Annotated in this window: 16 protein-coding genes; 14 read left to right on the top strand and 2 right to left on the bottom strand. The window is 67.9% G+C overall.

Annotated features, from left to right (window positions below; all coding sequences use genetic code 11):
• Positions 1-119: 119 nt before the first annotated feature.
• The 8 genes from ACLJEU_RS01125 (at position 120) to ACLJEU_RS01090 (ending at position 11144) form a co-directional block, all read left to right on the top strand.
• A complete protein-coding gene (locus ACLJEU_RS01125) occupies positions 120-761 on the top strand; it encodes a hypothetical protein (protein ID WP_414663508.1) in 642 nt (213 codons plus the stop codon).
• A 12-nt stretch (positions 762-773) separates the two neighbouring features.
• Complete coding sequence (locus tag ACLJEU_RS01120; protein ID WP_414663509.1) at positions 774-2099, top strand: glycosyltransferase family 4 protein; 1326 nt, start codon at positions 774-776, stop codon at positions 2097-2099.
• A gap of 153 nt (positions 2100-2252) precedes the next feature.
• Entirely contained in the window at positions 2253-2696 is a 444-nt protein-coding gene (locus ACLJEU_RS01115) for an acyl-CoA thioesterase (RefSeq protein WP_414663510.1), read from the top strand.
• A gap of 3 nt (positions 2697-2699) precedes the next feature.
• Positions 2700-3281, top strand: a complete 582-nt coding sequence (locus ACLJEU_RS01110) for a hypothetical protein (protein WP_414663511.1) — start codon at positions 2700-2702, stop codon at positions 3279-3281.
• A complete protein-coding gene (locus tag ACLJEU_RS01105) occupies positions 3278-4573 on the top strand; it encodes a phenylacetate--CoA ligase family protein (protein WP_414663512.1) in 1296 nt (431 codons plus the stop codon). Before ACLJEU_RS01110 ends, ACLJEU_RS01105 begins: the two co-directional genes overlap by 4 nt.
• Positions 4574-4830: 257 nt before the next feature.
• Positions 4831-5535 carry an ABC transporter ATP-binding protein gene (locus ACLJEU_RS01100; protein WP_414663513.1) on the top strand — a complete coding sequence of 235 codons (705 nt, stop codon included), beginning with the start codon at positions 4831-4833 and terminating at the stop codon, positions 5533-5535.
• On the top strand, positions 5522-8947 hold the full coding sequence (locus tag ACLJEU_RS01095) for an FtsX-like permease family protein (RefSeq protein ID WP_414663514.1): 3426 nt from the start codon (positions 5522-5524) through the stop codon (positions 8945-8947). Before ACLJEU_RS01100 ends, ACLJEU_RS01095 begins: the two co-directional genes overlap by 14 nt.
• 94 nt (positions 8948-9041) lie before the next feature.
• Entirely contained in the window at positions 9042-11144 is a 2103-nt protein-coding gene (locus ACLJEU_RS01090) for a TonB-dependent receptor (protein ID WP_414663515.1), read from the top strand.
• A gap of 106 nt (positions 11145-11250) precedes the next feature.
• On the opposite strand, the gene ACLJEU_RS01085 is transcribed toward ACLJEU_RS01090, so the two are convergent.
• Entirely contained in the window at positions 11251-12723 is a 1473-nt protein-coding gene (locus ACLJEU_RS01085) for a PQQ-binding-like beta-propeller repeat protein (RefSeq protein ID WP_414663516.1), read from the bottom strand.
• 185 nt (positions 12724-12908) lie between these two features.
• Between ACLJEU_RS01085 and ACLJEU_RS01080 the strand changes: the two genes are divergently transcribed.
• Positions 12909-15164 (top strand): LysM peptidoglycan-binding domain-containing protein, encoded by a 2256-nt coding sequence (locus tag ACLJEU_RS01080; RefSeq protein WP_414663517.1) that lies wholly within the window; start codon positions 12909-12911, stop codon positions 15162-15164.
• 89 nt (positions 15165-15253) lie between these two features.
• Here the strand turns inward: ACLJEU_RS01080 and ACLJEU_RS01075 are convergent, their stop codons facing one another.
• Positions 15254-16120 (bottom strand): thioredoxin-like domain-containing protein, encoded by an 867-nt coding sequence (locus tag ACLJEU_RS01075; protein ID WP_414663518.1) that lies wholly within the window; start codon positions 16118-16120, stop codon positions 15254-15256.
• A 187-nt stretch (positions 16121-16307) separates the two neighbouring features.
• On the opposite strand from ACLJEU_RS01075, the gene ppnP reads away from it, so the two are divergent.
• The 5 genes from ppnP to ACLJEU_RS01050 all read left to right on the top strand — a co-directional run bounded on the left by ppnP (position 16308) and on the right by ACLJEU_RS01050 (position 22804).
• The gene (gene ppnP / locus ACLJEU_RS01070; protein WP_414663519.1) at positions 16308-16637 is read left to right on the top strand and encodes a pyrimidine/purine nucleoside phosphorylase; all 330 of its coding nucleotides are present in this window, start codon (positions 16308-16310) and stop codon (positions 16635-16637) included.
• Between the two features lie 195 nt (positions 16638-16832).
• A complete protein-coding gene (locus tag ACLJEU_RS01065; protein ID WP_414663520.1) occupies positions 16833-17915 on the top strand; it encodes a peptidylprolyl isomerase in 1083 nt (360 codons plus the stop codon).
• Positions 17912-19090, top strand: a complete 1179-nt coding sequence (locus ACLJEU_RS01060) for a peptidylprolyl isomerase (RefSeq protein ID WP_414663521.1) — start codon at positions 17912-17914, stop codon at positions 19088-19090. Before ACLJEU_RS01065 ends, ACLJEU_RS01060 begins: the two co-directional genes overlap by 4 nt.
• 113 nt (positions 19091-19203) lie before the next feature.
• Complete coding sequence (locus tag ACLJEU_RS01055) at positions 19204-20544, top strand: amidohydrolase (protein ID WP_414663522.1); 1341 nt, start codon at positions 19204-19206, stop codon at positions 20542-20544.
• 151 nt (positions 20545-20695) lie between these two features.
• Entirely contained in the window at positions 20696-22804 is a 2109-nt protein-coding gene (locus tag ACLJEU_RS01050; protein ID WP_414663523.1) for a hybrid sensor histidine kinase/response regulator, read from the top strand.
• Positions 22805-22862 lie beyond the last annotated feature (58 nt).

Genomic DNA, 22862 nt, shown 5'->3' with positions numbered 1-22862 from the left:
GCGCCGGACGAGGTGCACCCGCGGGTCCGGAGTGAACCTGATTCCACCTTTGAAATTCGCGCCTATGGGCGTGATTCGCGGGCGGTTTCCTGAATCGCGCCGTTCCCGGCACCGGCCCAATGAAACCCCGCACGTCGGCGTCGAGCGCTGTTTCGGAAGCCGCCTCTCCATTTTCAACTCGCAGCCCTCAACGCTCCGCCCTCTCGCTCGCCCTGGCGCCGCTGCTGCGCTGGTATGAAGCCGCCGGCGTCGCTCCGCCCGCGGTGCACATTCTCGCCGGCGAGACGATGCCCGAGCCCTATCGAAGTCTGCTCGTGCACGAACGGGATATGACGTCGACGCTGGAAACGTTTCACCGCGGAACATTGCAGCTGCGCGTGCTCGGCACGCAGCACCGCGAACCCATCTATCAGCGCGTGGTCGTGCTCGAGTTGGAGGAATCGGGCCGGGCGGTGGAATTCGGCGCGACCCACCTGCACCTCGACGCCCTGCCGCCGGCGGCGCGGTCGCTCGTGCTGGCGGCGAAGCGGCCCTTTGGCGCGATCCTCCGGACGTGCGCCATCGCGTACGTCAGCCGGCCCAAGGCGTTTTTCCGGGTGGAGCCCGACGCCACGATCGCGAACGCGCTGCGGATCGCCACGCCGACCACGCTCTACGGTCGCTGCAACGCCCTCTGCGCTCCGGCCGGAAACGTCATCGCGGATATCGTGGAGATCTTGCCGCCGGCCGGGACAACGGTTTCATCGCCGGGACCCACGTAACCCTCCGGCCGCATGCGCATCATCCAAATCACGCCCGGCACGGGTAACTTCTACTGCGGAGCGTGCCAGCGTGATCACGCACTCGTCACGACGCTGCGCGCGATGGGCCACGATGTGATGCTCGTGCCACTGTACCTGCCGATCGTGACCGACGAACCGCGCGGGCTCGCGACCGAGCCGATCTTCTTCGGCGGCATCAACGTTTTCCTCCAGCAGAAGTCCGCGCTCTTCCGCAACACGCCGCGTTGGCTGGACAAGCTCTGGGACACCAAGCCGCTGCTCCGGCTGTCGGCCAAGGCCGCCGGCATGACGCGCCCGCACGATCTCGGCGTGATCACGCTCTCGATGCTCCGCGGCGAGGAAGGCAAGCAGCTCAAGGAGCTCGAGCGCCTGCTCGAATGGCTGAAGTCGCAGCCGCGGCCCGATGTCATCTGCCTTTCCAACGCCCTGCTGTCCGGCATGGCGCGCCGCCTCAAGAGCGAGCTCGGCGTGCCGGTCGTCTGCGCGTTGCAAGGCGAGGACTACTTCCTCGACGACCTCGTGGCGCCGTACAGCGCGCAGGCGTGGGCGGAGATGGCGAAGCGCGCGGCCGACGTCGATCTGTTCATCGCCGTCAGCCACTACTTCGGCGAGAAGATGCGGAAGCGGCTGAACATTTCGCCCGACCGCGTCGTCGTGGTTTACAACGGTCTGCGGCCCGACGGCTACGAACCGGCGCCCGCCCCGCCGCAGCCGCCGGTGCTCGGCTACCTCGCGTTCATGAGTCAGATCAAGGGACTTGAGGCGCTCGTCGACGCCTTCATCTGGCTCAAGCAGCGCGACCGCGTGAAAGGCCTCAAGCTGCGCGCCGCCGGCACGCTCGCGCCGTCGTCGATGGCCTTCATCCACAAACTCGAGCACAAGTTGAAGAAGGCCGGCTTCGTCGACGACGCCGAGTTTCTCCCGGAACTCGATCGCCCGCAGAAGCAGGTGTTTCTCCGCGGGCTGTCGGTGTTCTCGGTGCCGGCGACGTACGGCGAGGCGTTCGGCATGTATCTGCTCGAGGCAATGGCCAGCGGACTGCCGCTCGTGCAGCCGCGGCACGGACCGTTTCCCGAATTGATCGAGGCGAGCGGCGGCGGCGTCCTGTGCGCACCCGACAGCACGCTCGCACTCGCCGAAGCGTTGGAGCAGGTGCTGCTCGATCCCGCGGGCGCGCAGGCCATGGGGAAAAAAGGCCGCGCTGCCGTGCTTGAGAAATTCAGCGTCGACCGCATGGCCCGCACCATTGAGGGCCACCTCGAAACCGTGATCGCGCGCGCCGATTCCCGCGCAGCCGGAGCGTTGCCCGCGCCGTGAAGCTCTCACCTTTGGGCGCAGCTCCGCGGTTGGCGTGCGAGCAAAACCGGGGCGGCCCACGGAACACACGGAATACACGGAAAAAGAGGCTGGTTTCCGTGTATTCCGTGTGTTCCGTGGGCCACCTCTGATTGAATCGTTCTCTCTCCCGCCATGATCCATGAATTCAAGCTGATCCGCCGCGTCGAGTTCTGTGAGACCGACATGGCCGGGATCATGCATTTCTCGAATTTCTTCCGCTTCATGGAGTCGGCCGAACACGCCTTCTATCGCTCGTTGGGATTTTCCGTGACCCTGGCCCGCGAGGGCGGCTTCAAGGGACTGCCGCGCGTGCACGCCTCGTGTGATTTCCGCGCGCCGCTGCGGTGCGAGGACGAGGTCGAGATTCACCTGCTGGTCCGTGAAAAGAAAACGAAGGCGCTCACGTACGACTTCATCTTCCGCAAGGCCGGCAACGAAGTCGCCCGTGGCGCCATCACGGTGGTGTGCGTCGACTTCGATCCGGCGACGCGCACGATGAAGTCCGGACCGCTGCCTGCCATCATGGCCGACAACATCGAGGTCGCGCCGCCCGAAAAATTTCCCGCGAAAAAATAAACCATGTCTCCCACTGACACTCCCTCGCCCAGCATCGCCTGGCTCCTTTATGCCCTGTTGACCGTCGTGTGCTGGGGGATCTACGGCATCCTCCTCCACACCGGCCAGACCGAGATGGCCGACAAGGTGAACGGCCGCTACATGGCCTTCCTCTACGTCGGCATCGCCTACGTGCTGGTCGCCGTCATCGCCCCGATGATCGTGCTCAAGGTCAACGGCGGCCGCCTCGACTTCTGGAACTACCCGTCGAGCGGCCTGTGGTGGTCGCTCGTCGCCGGCACCGCCGGCGCGATTGGCGCGTTCGGCGTGCTGCTCGCCTTCGGCGCGGCACCGAATCCAAAAACCGCGTACATCCCCGTGGTCATGTCCATCATCTTCGCCGGCGCCCCGATCGTGAACGCGCTCGTCTCGATGGTGAAGCACCCGCCGGAAGGCGGCATGGCGGCCGTCAAATGGCCGTTCTGGCTGGGCATCGCGCTAGCCGCGGTCGGCGGCGCCTTGGTGACGAAATTCAAACCCGACGCCGCGCCGGCGGTGAAGAAGTCCGCGCACGCCACCCCGCCCGCTCCCGGTCACAGCCGATGAACGGGCCGCGTCGCGCGAAGCTCGAAGCCGCGCAACTGCGCCAGCTCCATGCCCTGCTCCGCACGATTCTCCCGCGCCATCGGTTCTACGCCCGGAAATTCGCAGGCGTCGATCTGACGCGCCGGGGCCGGCCGTCGCTCGAGGAATTTCTCCGCCGGCTGCCCTTCACCACCAAGGCCGAACTGGTCGCCAACCAGGCCGCGCATCCGCCCTTCGGGACGCTGCACACGTATCCGTTAAAGCGTTATGTGCGCTTTCACCAGACCAGCGGTACGACCGGCGCCCCCCTGCGCTGGCTCGACACCGCGGAGGACTGGAGCTGGATGGTCGACAACTGGACGCAGGTTTACCGCGCGGCCGGGATCAGTGGCGCGCGGGGCGACCGGGTCTTCTTCGCGTTTTCCTTCGGGCCGTTCATCGGCTTCTGGCTGGCCTACGAAGCCGCCCAGCGGGTCGGGTGCCTGTGCATCCCGGGCGGCGGCCTGAGCAGCGCGGCCCGCCTGCGCGTGATGATCGACTCCGGCGCAACGGTACTGTGCTGCACGCCCACCTACGCCCTGCGACTCGGCGAAGCAGCCCGGGAGGAGGGAATCTCCCTGCGCGAATTGAAGATCGGAAAACTCATCGTCGCAGGTGAAGCCGGCGGCGGCATTCCGGCCGTCCGCGAACGCATTTCCCAACTCTGGAACGGCGCCCAGGTTCTCGATCACCACGGTATGACCGAAATCGGACCGGTGACCTACGAGTCGCCCGTTCGCCCCGGCGCGCTCGTGCCCATGGAGGATGCCTACATCGCCGAGGTCATCGATCCAAAATCCGGCGAGGAAGTCGCGGCCGGTGAACCCGGCGAGCTCGTGCTGACCGCGCTGGGCCGCTTCGGCTCGCCGCTGGTGCGTTATCGCACCGGCGACCGGGTGAAGAAAATCTTCGTCGGCCGGCAGCTCGCGTTCGAGGGCGGGATCCTGGGTCGCGCCGATGACATGATTGTCGTGCGGGGCGTGAATCTTTATCCGAGCAGCGTCGAAAAAGTGGTGCGCGGCTTCGCCGCCGTCACCGAGTACCGCGTCGAGGTGCACCAGGATCGCGCGATGACCGAGGTCCGTCTCCTCGTTGAACCGTCTCCGGAGTGTGGCGACACGGCCGGTCTCGCCGCGAAGATCGAAACCGCGCTGGAAACCGCCTTCGCGCTCCGTATCCCGGTCCGCTGCGTCGCCGTCGGGGCATTGCCCAAGTTCGAGATGAAAGCGAAACGGTGGATCGTGATCGGCGGCACCGAAGCCAGGAAGTCCTGAAGGTTGCCCGCGAATCACACGGATATACGCGAATAAGACGAAGGAATCATCGGCACCTGCCCGGGATTGAAGCTGGCGGAAAGCGGGTGGAATTGATGTTTCCGGCTACATCCGCGTCCATTCGCGTGATTCGCGGGCGATCCCCGGCCTGGCCCTGCGGCCTATCGAAATCTCCTCTTTGGCGTATTTCGTGGATTTCGTGGGCCCGCCGGTTTGCCTGATGGCGTTACCGTCGCACACTTCACCACCCCGAAACGATGCTGCTCGAATTCAAAGACGTCACCAAAGACTACGGCCGCTTCCCCGGCCAGGCGCCGGTCGTGGTCTTGCATCACCTGAGCTTCCAACTGGCCGACGGTGAATCGATGGCGATCGTCGGCCCTTCCGGCTCCGGCAAGAGCACGCTCCTGAACATCATCGGCGCGCTCGATACGCCGACCTCCGGTCAGGTGCTGCTCAACGGGCGCGACGTGTCGACGTGCAGCGATCGCGAACTCGCCGAGCTGCGCAATCACACGGTGGGTTTCATCTTTCAGTCGCACCATCTGCTGCCGCAGTTGAACCTGCTCGAGAACGTCCTCGTGCCCACGCTCGCCGGCCGGCCCCAGGCTCCGGCCGCTGAACTCGAGGCGCGCGCACGCCAGCTGTTGCAACGCGTCGGTCTCGCCGCCCGGCTGCAACACCGCCCCGGCCAGCTCTCCGGCGGCGAGTGCCAGCGCGTCGCCGTCGTGCGCGCCCTGATCAACCGGCCGAAGCTCATTCTCGCCGACGAACCCACCGGCGCGCTCGATCACCGCAATGCGGAGGAACTCGCCAACTTGCTCGTCGAACTGAACCGCGAGGAAAAGGTCGGGCTCGTCCTCGTCACGCACTGGCGCGAACTCGCCGCCCGCATGAGCCGCGCCTACGAGCTGATCGACGGCCAGCTGCAACCCGTGACCGCGGCCCATGACCGTCGGTAACTTCATTCTCCGCAGCCTGCGGTTCCACTGGCGCAGCCACGCCGGCGTGCTGCTCGGTGCCACGCTCGCCACCGCCATTCTCGTGGGCGCGCTGGCCGTCGGCGACTCGGTGCGGTACAGCCTCACGCGCCAGGCGCTGCAGCGACTCGGCGGCGTGCACTTCGCCGTCAACACTCACGACCGCTTCTTCCGCGATCGGCTCGCCGACGACCTGGCCGCCGCGCTGCAGGCGCCCGTCGCGCCCGTCGTGGCGATGGCAGGTTTGTTTGCCACCGCCGACGGACGGAATCGCGTCAACCATCTCAATCTCATCGGCGCGGACGAACGTTTCCAGGCGCTCAGCGCCCCGGCCGGATCACCGCCGACCGCCGCGCCCGCGCTGACCGACGGTACGGCTTGGGCGAATACAGAGTTCGCCCGCCGTCTGCCGCTCACCCTCGACACCGCCGGCCAGCCCACGCCCGCCAACGGCGTCATCCGGCTCGAGAAGCCGACCTGGCTCCCGCGCGACGCCCCGCTCTCCTCCGGCAATGAAACCTCCACGGCGCTGCGCGTCGCCCTGAAGACCGGCGCGGCCGCAATGGATCGTTTCAGCCTTGAGGCCAACCAGGCCGTGCCCGCCACGCTCGTCGTCGCGCGGCCCTGGCTGCAGAAGTCCATTGAGAAGGTCGGCGGCGCCAACGTCCTGCTGTTCGGACAGAACGCCGCCGGCTCCCTCGACGCCGCCCAGGTCAACGCCGCCATTCGCCGGACGTGGACGCTGCCCGACGCCGATCTCGATCTCGCGGCGGTGACGACCACGCTCACGCCGCGTCCCGGCCAGAAGGTCGTCGAGTTGCGGACGGACCGGGTGTTTTTGGATACGCCCGTCGTCGAGGCGATCGGCACGCGCGCCGCGCCGGCGCAGCAGCTCCTGACCTACTTCGTGAACGAACTCCGCCTCGGCGAACGCGCAACGCCGTACTCGTTTGTCACCGCCATGGATCGCGCCGCCGAGTTTCTGCTCCGATCGCCGGCCGCCTCCGCCGCTCCGGCGCAACCCGCCGAGCCGCTGCGCGACGACGAGATCATCATCAACGCGTGGCTGGCCGACGATCTGAAGGCCAAGGTCGGCGACACGATCGCGCTGAAGTACTACGTCGTCGGTCCCGGCCGCGAACTCGAGGAGAAGTCCGCTGCGTTTCGCGTCCGCGCCATCATCGCCGTGGACGCCGCCGATCGCACACTGACGCCCAAGATCCCCGGCCTCTCCGACAAGGAAAACTGCCGCGACTGGGATCCGGGCACGACGATCAAGCTCGACCGCATCCGGCCCGAGGACGAGGCGTACTGGGAAAAGCACCACGGCACGCCGAAGGCGTTTGTATCGCTGGCCACGGGCGACCGGCTATGGAGCAACCGCTTCGGCCACCGGACGGCGCTGCGCTGGTTCTACGATGAACCGACGCCGGATCGCGCCGGACTCGCCGAGACGATTCGCGGCGCGATCGATCCCGCGCAGGTCGGGCTGATCGCGCAACCCGTCCGCACGCTCGCATTGAAAGCCGCGCGCGAGTCGCAGGACTTCGGCGGCCTCTTCATCGGGCTCAGCTTCTTCCTCATCGTCGCGGCGCTGCTGCTGATGGGCCTGCTCTTCGCGTTCAGCCTGCAACAGCGGAGCAAAGAGATCGGCACGCTGCTCGCCGTGGGCTGGCTGCCCGGCAAGGTCCGGCGGCTGTTTCTCCTCGAAGGCCTCGCGCTGGCCGTCATCGGTGGCGCGGTCGGCACCGTCGCCGGCATTGGCTACACGCAGGTCGTGCTGTGGGCGCTGACCTCGCGGTGGCGCGGCGCGATCGGCGGCGCCGAAGTGTGGTTTCACGCCGAACCCGCGACGCTGGCCATCGGCGCCGGCACGAGCGCGCTGATCGCGTGGGGCGTCATCTGGCTCGTCATGCGCAAGGCCGCCCGCGTCCCGGCGCGGGTGCTGCTTGCCGGTGGATCCGACGCGACCTTCACTGCGCCCGCAGCCAACGCGGACGACGCGCCGCGGCGTAGGGCGTTTTCTAGTACGCTGAAGGCAACCGTCGTCACGGCGGGAGCGTTGCTGCTCGCGGCGGGGTTTCTCGTGCAGGGTTTTCGCAGCGAGCACGCGTCGGGCGCGTTCTTCGGCGCGGGCGCCTGCCTGTTGATTGCGGGACTCGGCCTCGCCTGGTCCCTGATCGCCGCCGTCGGCGAACGCGGCCTGATCGGCGGGCGCAGCGCCACCGGCCTTGCGATCCAGAACGCCGCGCGTCGACGCGGTCGCAGCCTGACAACGATCGGCCTGCTGGCGTGCGGGAGCTTTCTGGTCATTGCGGTGGGGGCGAATCGCCACGACACCAGCGCCGGCGCGGAGCAACGGTCGTCCGGCACCGGCGGCTTTGCACTCTTCGGCGAAACGTCGCTGCCGTTGCACCACGACCTGAATACACCGGCGGGGCGCGAGAACCTCGGCCTGCCGTCGACCGGATTCAACGCCGTGCGCGTCGTGCCGCTGCGGCTCCGAGAGGGCGACGACGCCAGCTGCCTCAATCTCAACCGCGCGCAGGCGCCGCGGTTGCTGGGCGTCGATCCGCGCGAATTCGCCGAGCGCGGCGCGTTCACGTTTCTCAGTTCGGCGGTGGCATCGAAGCAGGAGAATCCCTGGCGGCTGCTCGACGCCACGCCGGCCGACGGCGCGATCCCGGCGATCGGCGACGAGGCCACGGTGCGCTGGGCGCTGGGCAAGAAGGTGGGCGACACGCTCGCGTACACCGATGAACGCGGGAAGACGTTTCAACTGCGCGTCGTCGGCATGATTGCGAACTCCATCCTGCAGGGCAGCCTGATCGTCGCGGAGAAACACTTCGTGACGCGTTTTCCGTCGGAGAGCGGCCATCGCGTCCAACTCATCGATGTGCCTGCAACCAAGGCAGCGGAGCTGTCCGAAACGCTGAACCGCGCGCTCCGCGATTACGGGCTTGAGCTGCGCGTCGCCGCGGAACGGCTCGCGCTCTTCCAGCAGGTCGAGAACACCTACCTCACGATCTTCCAGGCCCTCGGCGGACTCGGCCTGCTCCTCGGGAGCGTCGGCCTGGGCGTGGTGGTGTTGCGCAATGCGATGGAGCGGCGCAGCGAACTCGCGTTGCTGCGCGCGGTGGGTTTCACGCGTGAGCAGTTGCACCGGCTGATCCTCGTCGAGCACGGCGGCCTCCTGCTGCTCGGGCTCGCCTGCGGCGTGGGCGCCGCGGTGGTCGCAGTGCTGCCCGCGCTGCGTTTCTCGCTTGAGCAGGTGCCGTATCAATCGCTCGCGATCACGCTGCTGGTATTGATGGCAAGCGGCGCCGGCTGGATTTGGCTGGCAGGACGGTGGGCGTTGCGCGGGTCGTTGATGCGTGCGTTACGCAACGAGTAGGCCGTCGCCGAGCCGCCGGATCGCCCGCGAAATCTGGGCCGCAACTAACCTTGCGCCCGGGCGTCGAGCGGTCGACTTTGAACCTTTGACCACCATGAAGCCTCCGCTCACCACCTCGCACCATATAGCCCTGGCTGCGCTTGCGCTCACCGGCGCACTCACCGCCTCCGCCGCGCCCGCTCCCGTCACCGACAAGGGCGTGGCCCGGCTGGAGCAGGTGGTCGTCCAGGAACGAAAGGGCAGCGTGCTCACCGATCTGCAGCGCACCGCGATTTCCGGCACGGCGATCGGCGACGAGCAAATCCGGCTTTCCGGCCTCGATTCGCTTCAGGATCTCTCGCACTACACGCCCAATCTTTCGCTGAGCACGAGCGGCGGCCGCTCGTTCGGCGACAACCTTGCCATCCGCGGCCTCGCGAACTCCGCGTTCTTCAGCGATTCGTCGGTCGTCGTCTACGTGGACGACGCCCCCTTCGGCGATGTGTTCTCGTTCGTGCCTGAACTTTATGAGGTGGAGTCGATCGAGATCCTGCGCGGCGCGCAGGGCACGCTCTTCGGCAAGAACAGCGAGGCCGGCGTGATCAACATCACGACGCGCAAGCCGACCAATGCCACGAGCGGCGAGGTCTCCCACTCCTACGCCAAGTTCGGTGAGGAAACCACCCGCGCCGGCGTGATGGGTCCGCTCATCAAGGGCCAGCTCTACTACGGCCTCTCGGGCGCTTATTCCGTCCGCGACGGCCTGCTCTCGAATTCGTTTCTCGGCAACGCGCCCGACCAACGCCAGGGCTGGAACGGCCGCTTCTTCACCCGCTGGACGCCGTCCGAGGCGTGGACCATCAGCTTTGAGGCGACCGCCAGTGCATCGAGCGACGGCGCCCCGCGGACGCAGTCGTTGAGCGCACGCGAGTACAGCGTGGACTCGAACGTCCCGGGCCGGCTTGAGACCGACAACAACAGCCAGTCGGTGCGCATCGTGCACACCACGCCGACGTTCACCGTCACGTCGATCACGACGCGCCGCGATTGGACGCTCGACCCGTTGAACTTCGACCTCGATCTGACGCGTTTCCCGGCGCCCGGCAGCGGCAACTTCGCCCTCATCAAGCAGGACCAGGAGCAGTGGAGCGAGGAACTGCGCCTGCAGTCACCGTTCGGCAGCAAGCCCTGGAAGTGGCTCGGCGGCCTGTATCTCTCGAGCACGAAGGCCCACGGCGACAACACGCGCAATTTCTACGTCCCGTTCCCCGGCTTCTTCGAAACGCAGCGCACGGTGCACACGCAGAAGGCCGACAACGTCGCCGCCTTCGGCAACGCGACCTACGCCGTCAGCGACAAGCTCGGCGTGACCGTCGGCCTCCGCCTCGACCACACGCACAAGAGCCTCGAGCGGACCAAGTCCGCGCTCTTCTCGCCCCCGACGCTCCCGCTGTCGAAGGGCCAGGACTTCTTCAACCTCGGAACGAATCTCACTGTCGACTACCGGATTTCGGATACGCTGCTCGTGTACGGCCTGACGGGCTCCGGCTTCAAGGCAGGCGGCTATTCCGCGTTCATCGATCCGCCGACCTCGGCAAAGTTCGACAGCGAGCACGTCTGGACGAACGAAGTCGGCGTGAAGGCCACGTCGGCCGACAAGAAACTCACGGTGAACGCGGCCGTGTTCTACTATTACATCTGGGACTACCAGGTGGAACGCTCGCTGCCGTTCTCGACCGACTACGCGGTCTTCAACGCGCCGGCCGCGCGATCGCTTGGCGCCGAGATTGAAGTGCACGCACGTCCGCTCGACGGCCTCGACCTGTCGGCCTCGCTCGGCACCACGCAGCTCGAGTTCCGCCGCTTCCGCGCCGGGGCCGCGGGTCCGGACTTCAAGGGCAACACACCTCCGTTCGTGCCCGCGTTCAACGCCAGCGTCGCCGCGCAATACAAGCACGCGACGGGCTTCTTCGGCCGCGTCGAGGTGATCGCCGTCGGTGAGACCCACTTCGACGAGGAGAACTCCGCACTGTATCGGGAACCCTCGTACACGAGCCTCAACGCCCGCATCGGCTACGAGAGTGCCCGCGGCGGCCTTCACTTCTTTGGCCGGAACCTCAAGGACGACTTCCACTACGAGAAGCGCGTCGCCGGCCTCGCCGCCGGCGTCCCCGCCGCGCCGTTCACCGTCGGGGTGATGGGCACGCTTCGGTTCTGAGGTGGGCTCTGAAAAGTTGAAGGTTGAAAGGTGAAAGTTGAAAGAGGACCCGGCCGGCTCGGGTCTTTCAACTTTCAACCTTCACCTTTCAACTCCGCCGGCCCGCTCACTCCCCCGCGCGCAGATCGTAACACATCAACCGCGCCGGCTCGCCGCGAAACATGCCGCGGGTGTTCTGGTTCACGTAGAGCAGGCCGCGGCTGAGCACGGGCGGCGTCCAGGTCTCGCTCGCCGGAAACAGCCACGTGCGCGCGATCTCCTTGTAGCCGGCCGGCGTGAGTTCGACCCACAACAGATGGCCGAATTCGCCCAGGCACAGTGTGCGGCCGTCGACCTGCAGCAGCGACGAACGAAAGGTTCCCATCGTCATGTCGCGCGTGCCCGTCCGCGCCGGCACCGTCTCCTGCCACTGCGGCTGCGCGCGCCACACTTCCTTCCCGGTCGCCAGTTCGACGCAGACCATTTCGGCGTCCCGCGGACCGTGGCCGTCGACGCCGTAGAGATGATCACCCAGCGGAATCGCCGTCATGAAGTGCATGCCGAAGCTCGGATTCTGCCAGAGCGGTTTCGCCGTGAAGTCGGCCGACACCTGCACGAGCGCCCCACCCGAGCCGTAGCATTCCGCCACGAAGACGCGATCGCCGAGCACGACCGGTGAGGCGGCGTTGACCGACTCGACGCGCGTGCCGCGCCAGGGAAACGTGAAATCCACCTTGCCGTTGGCCGGATCGAGACAAAGGAGTCCGCCCGTGGCTGGATCGCTTTCGCCGCCCGCGAAGACAAAGACGCGGCGCTGGCCGTGCACGGTGGCCGGGATCGGCGACGCGTAGCTCGGGCCCCAGGTGTCGCCCGCGCCCCACACCAGTTTGCCCGTCGCCAGATCAAACGCCGCGACGCACGGGCCTTTCCGCGCGCCCACGTTCATGATCAGGGTCGTGCCTTCGATCAACGGGGTCGCCCCGACGCCGAAGAAGTTCTGCCGGCCCTCAAACTCCGCGAGCAGATCGCGTTTCCAGATCACGCGGCCGGTCTCCAAATCGAGGCAGTGCAGCTTGCCCTCCGCGCCGTACGTGTAGACCCGCCCGCCGCCGATCACCGGACTGCACCGCGGCCCGTGATTGTAGCCGTAGCGATCGTGATACGAAGTCGGATACGCGACACGCCAGAACCGCCGGCCGTCGCCCGCCTGCAGGCAGTCGACCACCTCTTCGTCCCCGACGCGGTGAAACAGCACGAGGCGATCGCCGAGAATCGCCGGCGCGGCGAAGCCCTCGCCTTTCTTCATTTCCCAGACGGGACGCAACCCGGCCGCGGGAAACTCGCGGAGCAGTTTCGTCTCCGCCGAGACCATGTTGTGCGTCGGTCCGAGGAACGACGGCCAGTCGGTCGTCACCGCGCCCGCCGGCAGCGGTTTCGGCGCGACGTGGAACGTCACGTCGGGATTGGCCTGCGCATTCGTGCGTCCAGCCGTCTCGGCCGCCATGACGGCCGTCGCGCTTCCGATGATACAGGCGAACCAAACGAAGCCACGCCCGCGACAGCGGCGCAATCGGACGAAAGGAAGAAGGGGGTAAACCATGGCGCGAGCGTGCGCGCAGTGGAAGGCGCGCTCCCGCACGCCGCAAGCCCGCAGCAGGCGCGGCGGAATGGATTGACGAATGCGCGAAACATTCCGGGCCCGTGCGTGGTCGAAGCGACGCGCCCCTCGCCACTTCGCGAGTTGTATCCCCGATGGCGCGTCCTATTCTCGCTTCACCTCGCCGCATGAATCTCGCCCGCATCGCCTTCATCACGGCCGCCCTGGCCCCGGTTTCGTTTCCCGCTGCGAGCGCCGCGACCGCCCCCGCCACTCCGGCCGCCGATCCGAGTGCGGGCTCGACGCTGACCACGCTTCGCATCAAGGCCGAACAAGGCGACGCGAACGCGCAATACGATCTCGGCGTGGCCTACGCCCAGGGCCGGCAGACCCCGCGTGATCTGATCGAGGCCTTTGCCTGGCTCACCCTTGCCGCCGAACGCGGCGTCGACGGCGGCGCCCTCGAGAACGTCGTCGACAACCTGCAACCGGCCGCGTTGACGCAGGTCCGCCGACGGCTCGAAGCGCTCCGGGCCGCCTACCCGAACCTGCGCGCCCCGACGACTGCCCGCGTGCCGGTCGTGGGCGGTGGATCCACGCCGGTCATCGCCGCTCCCGCCGCACGATCGACCAGTCCGGCTCCGGTCATCGTAATTCCGACCGGAGACGCAACGCCGACCGCGGACCGGCAGCTGCAGGACAAACTCAGCGCCGCGGAGGCCCAGTTGCGCGAGTCGCAGGCCAATCTGGCCCGGCAATCGACCGAACTCGCCACGCGTCGCGCCGAAGCCGCCGCCACCCGCATCGAACTTGATCGGGTCAAGGCCCAGCTCGCCGCCGCACGCGTTGCGCCCCTTGCCAGCGCCCCGGCCTCCGTCCCGCCGGGCGCCGACGCCGCCACCCTCGAACGCGAGCGCACCGCCCACGCCGCCACGCAGGCGACGCTGGCCGACGCCAAACGCCAGCTCGCCGATCAGACGACCGCCCGGGCCGCCCTCGAACGCGAACTTTCGACCCGCACCGCGGTGGCCGAACGGGCCGTGACCGTCGCCACCGACGACGTCAAGAAGCAGACGGCACGCGCCAACGAACTTTCAACGCGGACCGACGCCCTCACGCGCGAACTGGCCCAGGCCCGCGCCGACGCCGAAGCGGCCCGTCAAGCCGTCGCGGCCGCGACCACGAAGGCCGGCGCCGAGGCCACGCAACACGGCCGCCAGCTGGCGGCGTTGGAGGAAAAACTCACCGCCGCCACGCGCGAACTCACCCAAACGAAATCCGCGCTCACCGCTGCCACCGCGAGCGCCCAGAGTGCGGCAACCCAAGCCGGGGCCGCCGCCCAAACCGAGGCGAAACTGGCCGCCCTGCTCGCCGATCTCGCCACGCTCGAACGCGAACTCGTCGCCGCCAAGACCCTCGCGGAACGCCACGCCGCCGCCAAAGCCACGACCGAAACGGCACTCGCGGCGGCCAACGAAAAAGTCGCCGCGGCCAGCCGGGAGCTGGCGACGTTGCGGCAGACGATGGACGCCAGCCAGCGGCAGGCGGCCTCGAGCACGGATCAGAAAGTGGCCGCGTTGCAGTCCGAGGTGACCGAGGCCCGCACCAAACTCGACGCCGCCGAAAAGGCCGCCGCCGATCGCGGCCAGGAAGCGGCCGGGTTGCGCGCGGCGCTGGCCACCGCTTCCGCCCAGCCCAAGGTCGCACCGGCCGAACTCGACGCCGCGCGCCGCGAGGCCGGGGATGCGCGCCAGCAACTCGCGACTGTCACGCAGGAACTGACCGCGCTCCGTGCGCAAGCCACCACGGCCCGCGAACTCGAGAACCGCGTTCGTCAGCTCGAAGCGGAAAAAACTGCGGCCGTGAATTCCAGCATCACGGCGTCACTGCCGGCCGCCGATGCCACCGCGAGCAAGGAGGAACTGGCGCGCGTGACGGCCGCGCGCGCCGACGCCGAGGGCAAGCTGGCCACCGCGCTGCGCTCGTACTCGTTGATTTCCCGGGAACGCGACGAACTGCGGGCCCGCGTGGCGGAGTTGTCGGCGCGCACGGTGGTTGCCGCCGAGCCGGCGCCAGCCCCGATCCCGCCCGCGGCAGCGGAATCCGTGACCCGTGCGATTCCTCCCGCTCGCGCGCCGGAACCGGTGCGCCCCGAGCCGGCCCGCGTGGAGCCGGCCCGGGTTGAACCAGCTCGCGTGGAACCCGAGCGTCCACTCGCGCCGGCGGTGGCCGCCCGCCCAAGTGCAAGCCAGCCCACGCGCCCGACCGCGCCCGCCAGCCGCGCGCCGCGCACGCACACGATTGCCACGGGCGACACCCTCACAGGAATTTCCCTGCGTTACTACGGCACGTCGGCGCGCTGGCCGGAGATTCTCGCCGCCAACCGCGACATCCTGCCCGATGAACGCAGTCTCGTCTCCGGACTCACGTTGCGGATTCCGTGAGGTGGAGTGGGGATTGTGATTGTGGGACCGCGACCGCCCCCGGTCGCATTCGAACCAGCGACCGGGGGCGGTCGCGGTCCTAGCAATCCTCAGGCTTTCGGTCGCGGATGGTTGCGGCGGTATTCGCGGAGGATTTTCCACGTGTCCTCGAGGACCGCGTCAGGCCCCACGTAATTGCCGCGGCGGTAACTATCCGAGAGCACCTTGCCGTTCTCGTCCACGAGCACGAGGCAGGGAATGCCATCGCCGCCGTAACGGTTGATGGCCGAGCCGCGGATCGCGTTCCACGCCAGCGCGGGCCACGGCATCCGATCGTCGCGCATATAGGCGAACATCTCCGCCGGCGACCGGTCACGGTTCACCAGCACGATCTCGAATTCCGGATACAGCGCCCGAATCTTCGTGTAGGCGTCGACCAGCTCCGGCGTAAACGACCGGCACGGGCCGCACCAGCTGGCGGAAAAGTAGACGCCGAAAAACTTCACGCCCGACAGCCGGCCCGGCCGCAGCGGCGTGAGCGCGCCGGCCTGCATCGCCACCAGCGGCCCGCCGATCTTGCGTTCGAACGCCGTCGGGGGCGTCGACTCGTTCGGCGGCGGTTCGGCGGCCGCAGTCGCGGCCGGCACCGGCACCGCGTCAACGACGGGCGCGGGAGCGGGCGGCGCAGCAGGCGTCGCCTTCGCCGACGGCAGTTGGTCGCGCGGAAAATCAGTCTGCGCCAGCAGCACGCGGCCCGTGAGCGCCCGGTAACGCACCAGCACGTGCGGTTCGGCGACGTCCATCACCGCAAGTTTCTCGCCGGCCTTGAGACCGACGGAGCCGGACGGTTTGCCCGCGTTGAGAATTTCCAAACGCGCGGGCGCCGTGATCGTGATCTCAGGCGGCAACGCCAGCAACGCCGGTGCCGCCAAGGCCAGCAATCCTCCTGCCCAGCGGGTGAAAACACGTATGAACATGGCGTTGCATCGTGACACCGACCAGGGCGTTTCCAAGGGCGAAGCCGCGCAGAGCGCCATGGCCCGGCCTCTTTCGTGAGGATTTGACCAGCCGGAGCGGTTCGGTCCGTCCGGCGCGAAGCGACCGCAAGCAGTGCACGCAGCGCGCGCTTGCCTCGCCGGCTTTCCCGCGACATCGACGAAACCCATGTCCTCCCTTCCCGCCCAATTTGACGGCGTCACCGTCGTGACCAAGGCCAACGTCTACTTCGACGGCAACGTCGTCAGCCACACGGTGCTGTTTGCCGACAAGACGAAGAAGACCCTCGGGCTCATCCGGCCGGGTTCGTATTATTTCGGCACGGGTGCGGCCGAACGCATGGAGATTGTCGCCGGCGAGTGCGCCGTGACGCAGAAGGACAGCAAGGATGTGAAGACCTACGGTGCCGGCACCTATTTCGATGTGCCCGCCAACAGCGGCTTCACCATCGCGGTGAAGTCCGGCCTCTGCGAATACATCTGCTCGTTCCTGCCGTAAGGCGGCTGCAACGGGGTAGTCCCGGAAGCGCAGGCGTCCCGCCTGCGCTCCCAGGTGCATTCGGAGTTCGCTCCTCTGGGACCGCGGACGCCCTCGTCCGCTCCGCCTGACTGCAGGCGGGACGCCTGCGCTCCCGGGCTGCCGTTCCACAAAGTTTGATTGTCGGCGCTGGCGGCGGTGCGCAGCGTCGCGCCCATGGTCCGTCTGTCCGCCCTGTTGCTGTTCACACTGGCTTGCGCCGGTTGCGCCACCGTGACGCCGCCACCGGCGCCGACTCCCGCGGATCGTGCGCGCGCCGCCGCAGCGATCGAGGCGGCGAAACGCGATCCCGCGCAGCCGCTACCGGACGGCCTGTACGCGGAATTCACCACGCCCCGCGGCGTAATCACGGCGGAACTCTATTTCGAGAAGATGCCGCTTACGGTCGCGAATTTCGCCGGCCTCGCCGAGGGCGCGCTCGGGCCGACGCCGCGCAAGCCATTCTTCGACGGCGTGACGTTTCACCGCGTCGTACCCGGATTTGTGATTCAGGGCGGCGATCCCACCGGATCGGGCCGCGGCGATCCGGGCTACAAGTTTCCCGACGAGTTCGCCGCCGGCCTGCGCCATGACGAACCCGGCATGCTCTCGATGGCCAACAGCGGACCCGACACGAACGGCTCGCAATTTTTCATCACGCTCGGCGCCGCGCGGTATCTGGATTTCAACCACGCCATCTTCGGGCGCGTGATTCGCGGCGCCGACGTCCCGCCCCGGATCGAGCGCGGCGACCCGATGACCGTGACGATCATCCGGCGCGGCGCCGCGGCCCTCGCCTTCCGCACCGATGAAGCGACGTTTGCGCAGCGCCTCGCAACCGCGCCCCGCCAGCGGCCGCCCCATCTCGAGGATCGCACGCGGCCGGGCTCGGGCGCGCCACCCTGGCAGGCCAAGTACCTCGAGAACCGGCTGAACAACCTCGCCCGCTTCACCGGCCGCCACATCTATGTGCGCCTGCTCGACACGTTTTCACCGGAGCCCGACGCCCCGACCGCCCGGCAGTTCGTCGAACAACTCGCCGTGAAACTGTCTCTGCCCGCCGGCGCGCTGCTCGCCTGTTATCTGGCCGACGAAGACACCTGGATCACGGTCGGCGGCTCCCCGGCGCTCGCCGCAGCGCTCGCCACGCCCGACCCCGCGCCGGCCGCCGACGCCGCCCGGCGCGATCCGCAACAGCGCATGTACGCCAGCGCCGAGCGCACCGTTTCCCGTCTCATCGATCTCACCGATCCCCAATGAAGCTTCGACTCACCCGCTCTTTCCTCAGCGCCGTCCTCCTGCTGTCCGGTTGCCTCGCGCTCCGCGCGGCCGACGCCCCGCGCGCCCAGCCTAACTCGGTCGAGGGACTGCCCGACGGACTCTACGCCGAGATCGGCACGCCACGCGGCAACGTCACGTGCGAGCTGTTCTTCACCCGCGCGCCGCTCACGGTGGCAAGCTTCGTCGGCCTCGCCGAGGGCAAGCTCGGTCCCGCGCCGCGCAAACCATTCTTCAACGGCCTCACGTTTCATCGCGTCGTCCCGGGCTTCGTAGTGCAGGGCGGCGATCCGACGGCGACCGGCGACGGCGGGCCGGGCTATGCCTTCCCCGACGAGTTTGCCGCCGGCCTGCGCCACGAAACCAACGGCATCCTCTCGATGGCCAACGATGGCCCCGACACGAACGGCTCCCAGTTCTTTCTCACGCTCCGCGAGCTCAACCGCCTGAACTACCTGCACAGCGTATTCGGTCGGGTCGTACGCGGGCTCGCCGTGCTGCCGCAGATCAAGCAGGGCGACGCCATGACGGTGAAGATCCTGCGCCTCGGAGCGTCCGCGCGCGCGTTTCGCGCCGACGACGCGGCGCTCGCGGCGTTGAAGGCGAAGACGAAGAGCTACACCGCCGCCGTCGAACCCGGACCCGCCGCGCACTTCGACGATCCCGCGAAACTGCTGCCCACCGAGCCGGCCCGCGCGCGGGCCTTCAACATCAAGCTCGCCAACCTCGAGCGCGCGACCGGCCTGCGCATCGTCGCGCGCCTCTTCGCGAAATCGCCGAGCGCGGCCGAGGACGCCGTGCCCGGCGCGTTCATGCGCGCGCTCGCCGCCAAACTCGGCGTGGCCCAGCGCGGCGCCGTCGCCGCGTACTTCGCCGACGACGATGAGTGGCGCGTGTGGATCGGTGACGAGCTCACGCCACGGTTTGTCGGCCGGCCCGGCACCGCGAAGGAATTCACCGAGAGCGGCGCGATGCACGAGGTGAAGGAGGCGTTTCTCAAGGCCGCGGTCGCAACCCGCGATACCACGTTCGCCGCACAGCAGAAAACCGCGACGCCGGATCAGCCACTCCCGCCGGGCCAGAAACTCAAACTGCACACGGACGCGTTGATCGACGGGCTGATCGCCAAGTTGGAGCCGACACTCTTCTCGCCGTGATCTCGCCTGCGGGAGCGCCGGCCTCCGGCCTGCTGCGGTCGGAATGCCGGCGGGACGTCGGCGCTCCCGGGTACATCTTCTCTCTCTGCCCTAATTCCTCTTTCCATTCGCTCATGAACACCCGCGCCCGCCTCGCCGTCCTCGTCTCCGCCCTCGCGCTCGTGCCGTGTATCGGCGCCGCGGATGCAGCGCTCCGTGAAACCGTCGCGAGCCAGGTGGCTGCCGACTACCCGTCGCTCGACGCGCTCTACCAGGACCTGCACGGCCGGCCGGAGCTCTCGCTCATGGAAGAGCGCACCGCGGGGATAGTTGCCCGCGAACTGCGCAACGCCGGCTTCGAGGTCACCGAACGCGTCGGTGGTTTCGGCGTCGTCGGCGTGTTGAAGAACGGACCGGGACCGACGCTGCTCATTCGCACCGATCTCGACGGCCTGCCGGTCGAGGAGGAGACCGGGCTCCCGTATGCGAGCAAGACGCGCGTGAAGGATCTCGCCGGCCGCGAGGTCGCGACGATGCACGCGTGCGGGCACGACATTCACATGACGGTGTTCGCCGGCACGGCCCGGATGCTGGCGTCGTTGAAGGCACGCTGGTCCGGCACGCTCGTCTTGATCGGCCAGCCGGCGGAGGAACGCGGCATCGGTGCCCGCGCGATGCTCGCCGACGGCCTGTACACCAAATTTCCCAAGCCCGATTTCGCGATCGCGCTGCACGACATGGCCACGCTCCCGGCGGGAACGGTCGGCACGATCGAAGGCTACAGCATGGCCAACGTGGACTCGATCGACATCACGGTTCGCGGCATCGGCGGCCACGGCGCCTATCCGCACACGACGAAGGATCCGATCGTGCTCGCGGCCAAGATCGTCCTCGCGCTCCAGACGATCGTCAGCCGTGAAACGCGTCCCGTCGACCCGGCCGTGGTGACGGTCGGCTCGATTCACGGCGGCACGAAGCACAACATCATTCCCGACGAGGTGAAGCTGCAGCTCACGTTGCGCTCGTACACCGACGAGGTGCGGACGCGCACGATCGAAGCGGTCAAACGCATCTGCCGCGGTGAGGCCATCGCATCCGGGATCCCCGACGATCGGATGCCCATCGTGACGATGTCGGAGGGCGAGTTCACGCCCGCGAACTACAACGATCCCGCCCTGACCCAGCGCGTGCGCGGCGCGCTCACCGCCTGGCTCGGCAGCGATCGGGTGAAGACGATCGAGCCGGAAATGGGTGGCGAGGATTTCAGCCGTTACGGTCGCACGGCCGAGCGCGTGCCGATCTGCCTGTTTCGCCTCGGGGCCGTCGCCCCGGAAAAGGTCGCGGAGAGCGAGCGGAGCGGTCAGCCGCTGCCGTCGTTGCACTCGAGTAAATTCGCTCCGCTGCCCGAACCCACGATCAAGACAGGCGTCACCGCCATGACCGGCGCCGCCCTCGAACTCCTCGGCAAAAAGTGAACATGCGCGCCATCGTCCGCGTCCACGCCGCTCGCTCCCGGTCGGCCATTTCGCCCGAAGCCGTGGCGCGGCTTGCCAATCTCACCGGAGTTTTACATCAGTCGCGTTGCTGCAGTTGCGCATCCATCCAGCGTGACGAGCGTTGTTGAACATGACCGGTACTTTCTCCAGCCCCGGAAATAATTTTCTCCTGCAGGGCAACGCCGCCACCTGGCATCCGGGAGTCGTCGCCGTTCACTCCCTGGCCGACGCCGTGACGGCGCTGGCCTGCGTGGCGATGGGCTGGATGATGCTGCAAACGCTGCGCCGCGGCGAACGCCCGGGCAGCCTCTTTCCCTCGGCGGTGACCGTGATCGCAGCGTTTCTTTTCGCCGTCGGTTTCACGCACACCATCGCGCTCGCAGGACTGTGGGTTCCGCTGCTGGCGGTGAGCACGTTTGCCAAGGGGCTGCTCGCAGTGGGATCCGTCGGCGCGATGATCGCGTTGCAACGCACCCGGCCGCAGCTTCATGCGCTGCCCACCGCCGACGACGTGCGGGCAGAAGGAGCGGCACGCGAGCAGGAGCTCACGGGGCGGATCGCGTTGCTCACGACCGACAACACCCGCCTGCTCAAGGAGGCGGAGGATCGCCGCGAGGCCGAGGCCGAGGTGCTGCGGCTCAACACCGAGCTTCAGAGTCACGTCACGGAACTTCAGTCGCTCTTCAAGGTGCTGCCGGTGGGCGTGGCGATCGCCACCGACGCCAGCTGCCGCAATCTCCGTTCGAACGAGGCGTTCGCCGATCTGATGGGTCTGCCGCGCGCGCACAACACCTCGCTTTCCGCGCCGCCGTTTGCCGCCCCCGCGCTCGCACGAGTGATGCACGATGGTCGCGAGCTCGATCCCGGAGAGCTGCCGATGCAACGCGCCGTCACGGAGAACACCACGGTCCGTGACTTCGAGGAGAACATCACGCGCCATGACGGCGTGACCCTCGACGTCATCGTCAACGCGGTGCCGATCCGCGACGCGAACGGCGAGCCGCGTGGTTGCGTCGCGACATTCCAGGACATCAGCTCGCACAAGCAGGCGGAGCGCAAACGACTCGATTTCGAGCGGCGCCTCCTGCAGTCGCAGAAGCTGGAAAGCATCGGCGTCCTCGCCGGCGGCATCGCCCACGACTTCAACAATCTCCTCACCGGCGTGCTCGGCCATGCGAACTTCGCGCGCGGGGAACTCGCCCGCGGTTCGACCAACATCGATCATCTCCTCGCGCAGGTGGAAACGTCGGCCCAGCGCGCCGCCGATCTCTGCCGCCAGCTCCTCGCCTACGCGGGCAAGGGCCGCATCGTCGTCCGGCTGATCGATCTCAATGTCGCCGTGCAGCAATCGGTGCCGCTGCTGAATCTGTCCGTCACGAAGAAGGTCGCGCTCGACATGCAACTCGGCCTCGGGCTGCCGCCGTTGCGCGGTGATCCGTCGCAGATCAACCAGGTGCTGCTGAACCTCGTCACGAACGCCTCCGAGGCCATCGGTCCCGGCCCCGGCACGGTCACCATCCGCACCGAGCGTGTGACGCTCACGCCGATGGACATGCTCACGATGACGCCCGGCCCGGAGATGGAGCCCGGCACGTTCATCTGTCTCGAGGTGAAGGATACGGGCTGCGGCATCGCGCCCGAGACCATCGGTCACATCTTCGAGCCGTTCTTCACGACGAAGTTCGTCGGCCGCGGCCTCGGCCTCGCGGCGGTCATCGGCATCGTGCACGGCCACCGCGGCGGCATCCGGGTGTCGAGCCAGGTGGGCGTCGGCTCGACCTTCGAGCTCTTCTTCCCCGTCGTGGCGACGCCGGCCCGCGGCACGCCACCGACCTTTGGCGGCAACACGCCCGCGCGCGGCACGGTGCTGGTCGTCGACGATGATTCCACCGTGCGCGATCTGGCCGGCGCGGTGCTGATGTCGGCTGGTTATGCCGTGATCAGCGCGACCGACGGCGAGGACGCGCTCGTGAAATTACGTCGTGACCCGATGCAATTCGACGCCGTGCTGCTCGACCTCACGATGCCGAAGCTCGACGGCGAGGACACGCTGATCGCGATGCGGATGATTTCACCCAACCTGCCCGTCGTGCTGACCAGCGGCTACGGCGAGGAGGCCGTGGTGCAACGCTTCGTCGGCCGCGGTCTCGCGGACTTCCTGCCCAAGCCCTTCGTGAAGGAAGCGCTGGTCACCATCATCAATTCCGTGATCGAGAAGGCCCGGGCCGCGACGTCCTGAGCGGACGTTTCGCGGTGGAGGGCGCCGCGCCGCCGACGCCGTGCGGGCGGACGTCGCC

Origin of the sequence: Terrisphaera buseokensis (genome assembly GCF_047521145.2) — a bacterium.
Classification (GTDB): Bacteria; Verrucomicrobiota; Verrucomicrobiia; order Opitutales; family Opitutaceae; genus ER46.
Note: the sequence above shows the minus strand (reverse complement) of the source record. Positions and strands in the feature narration are given on the sequence as shown.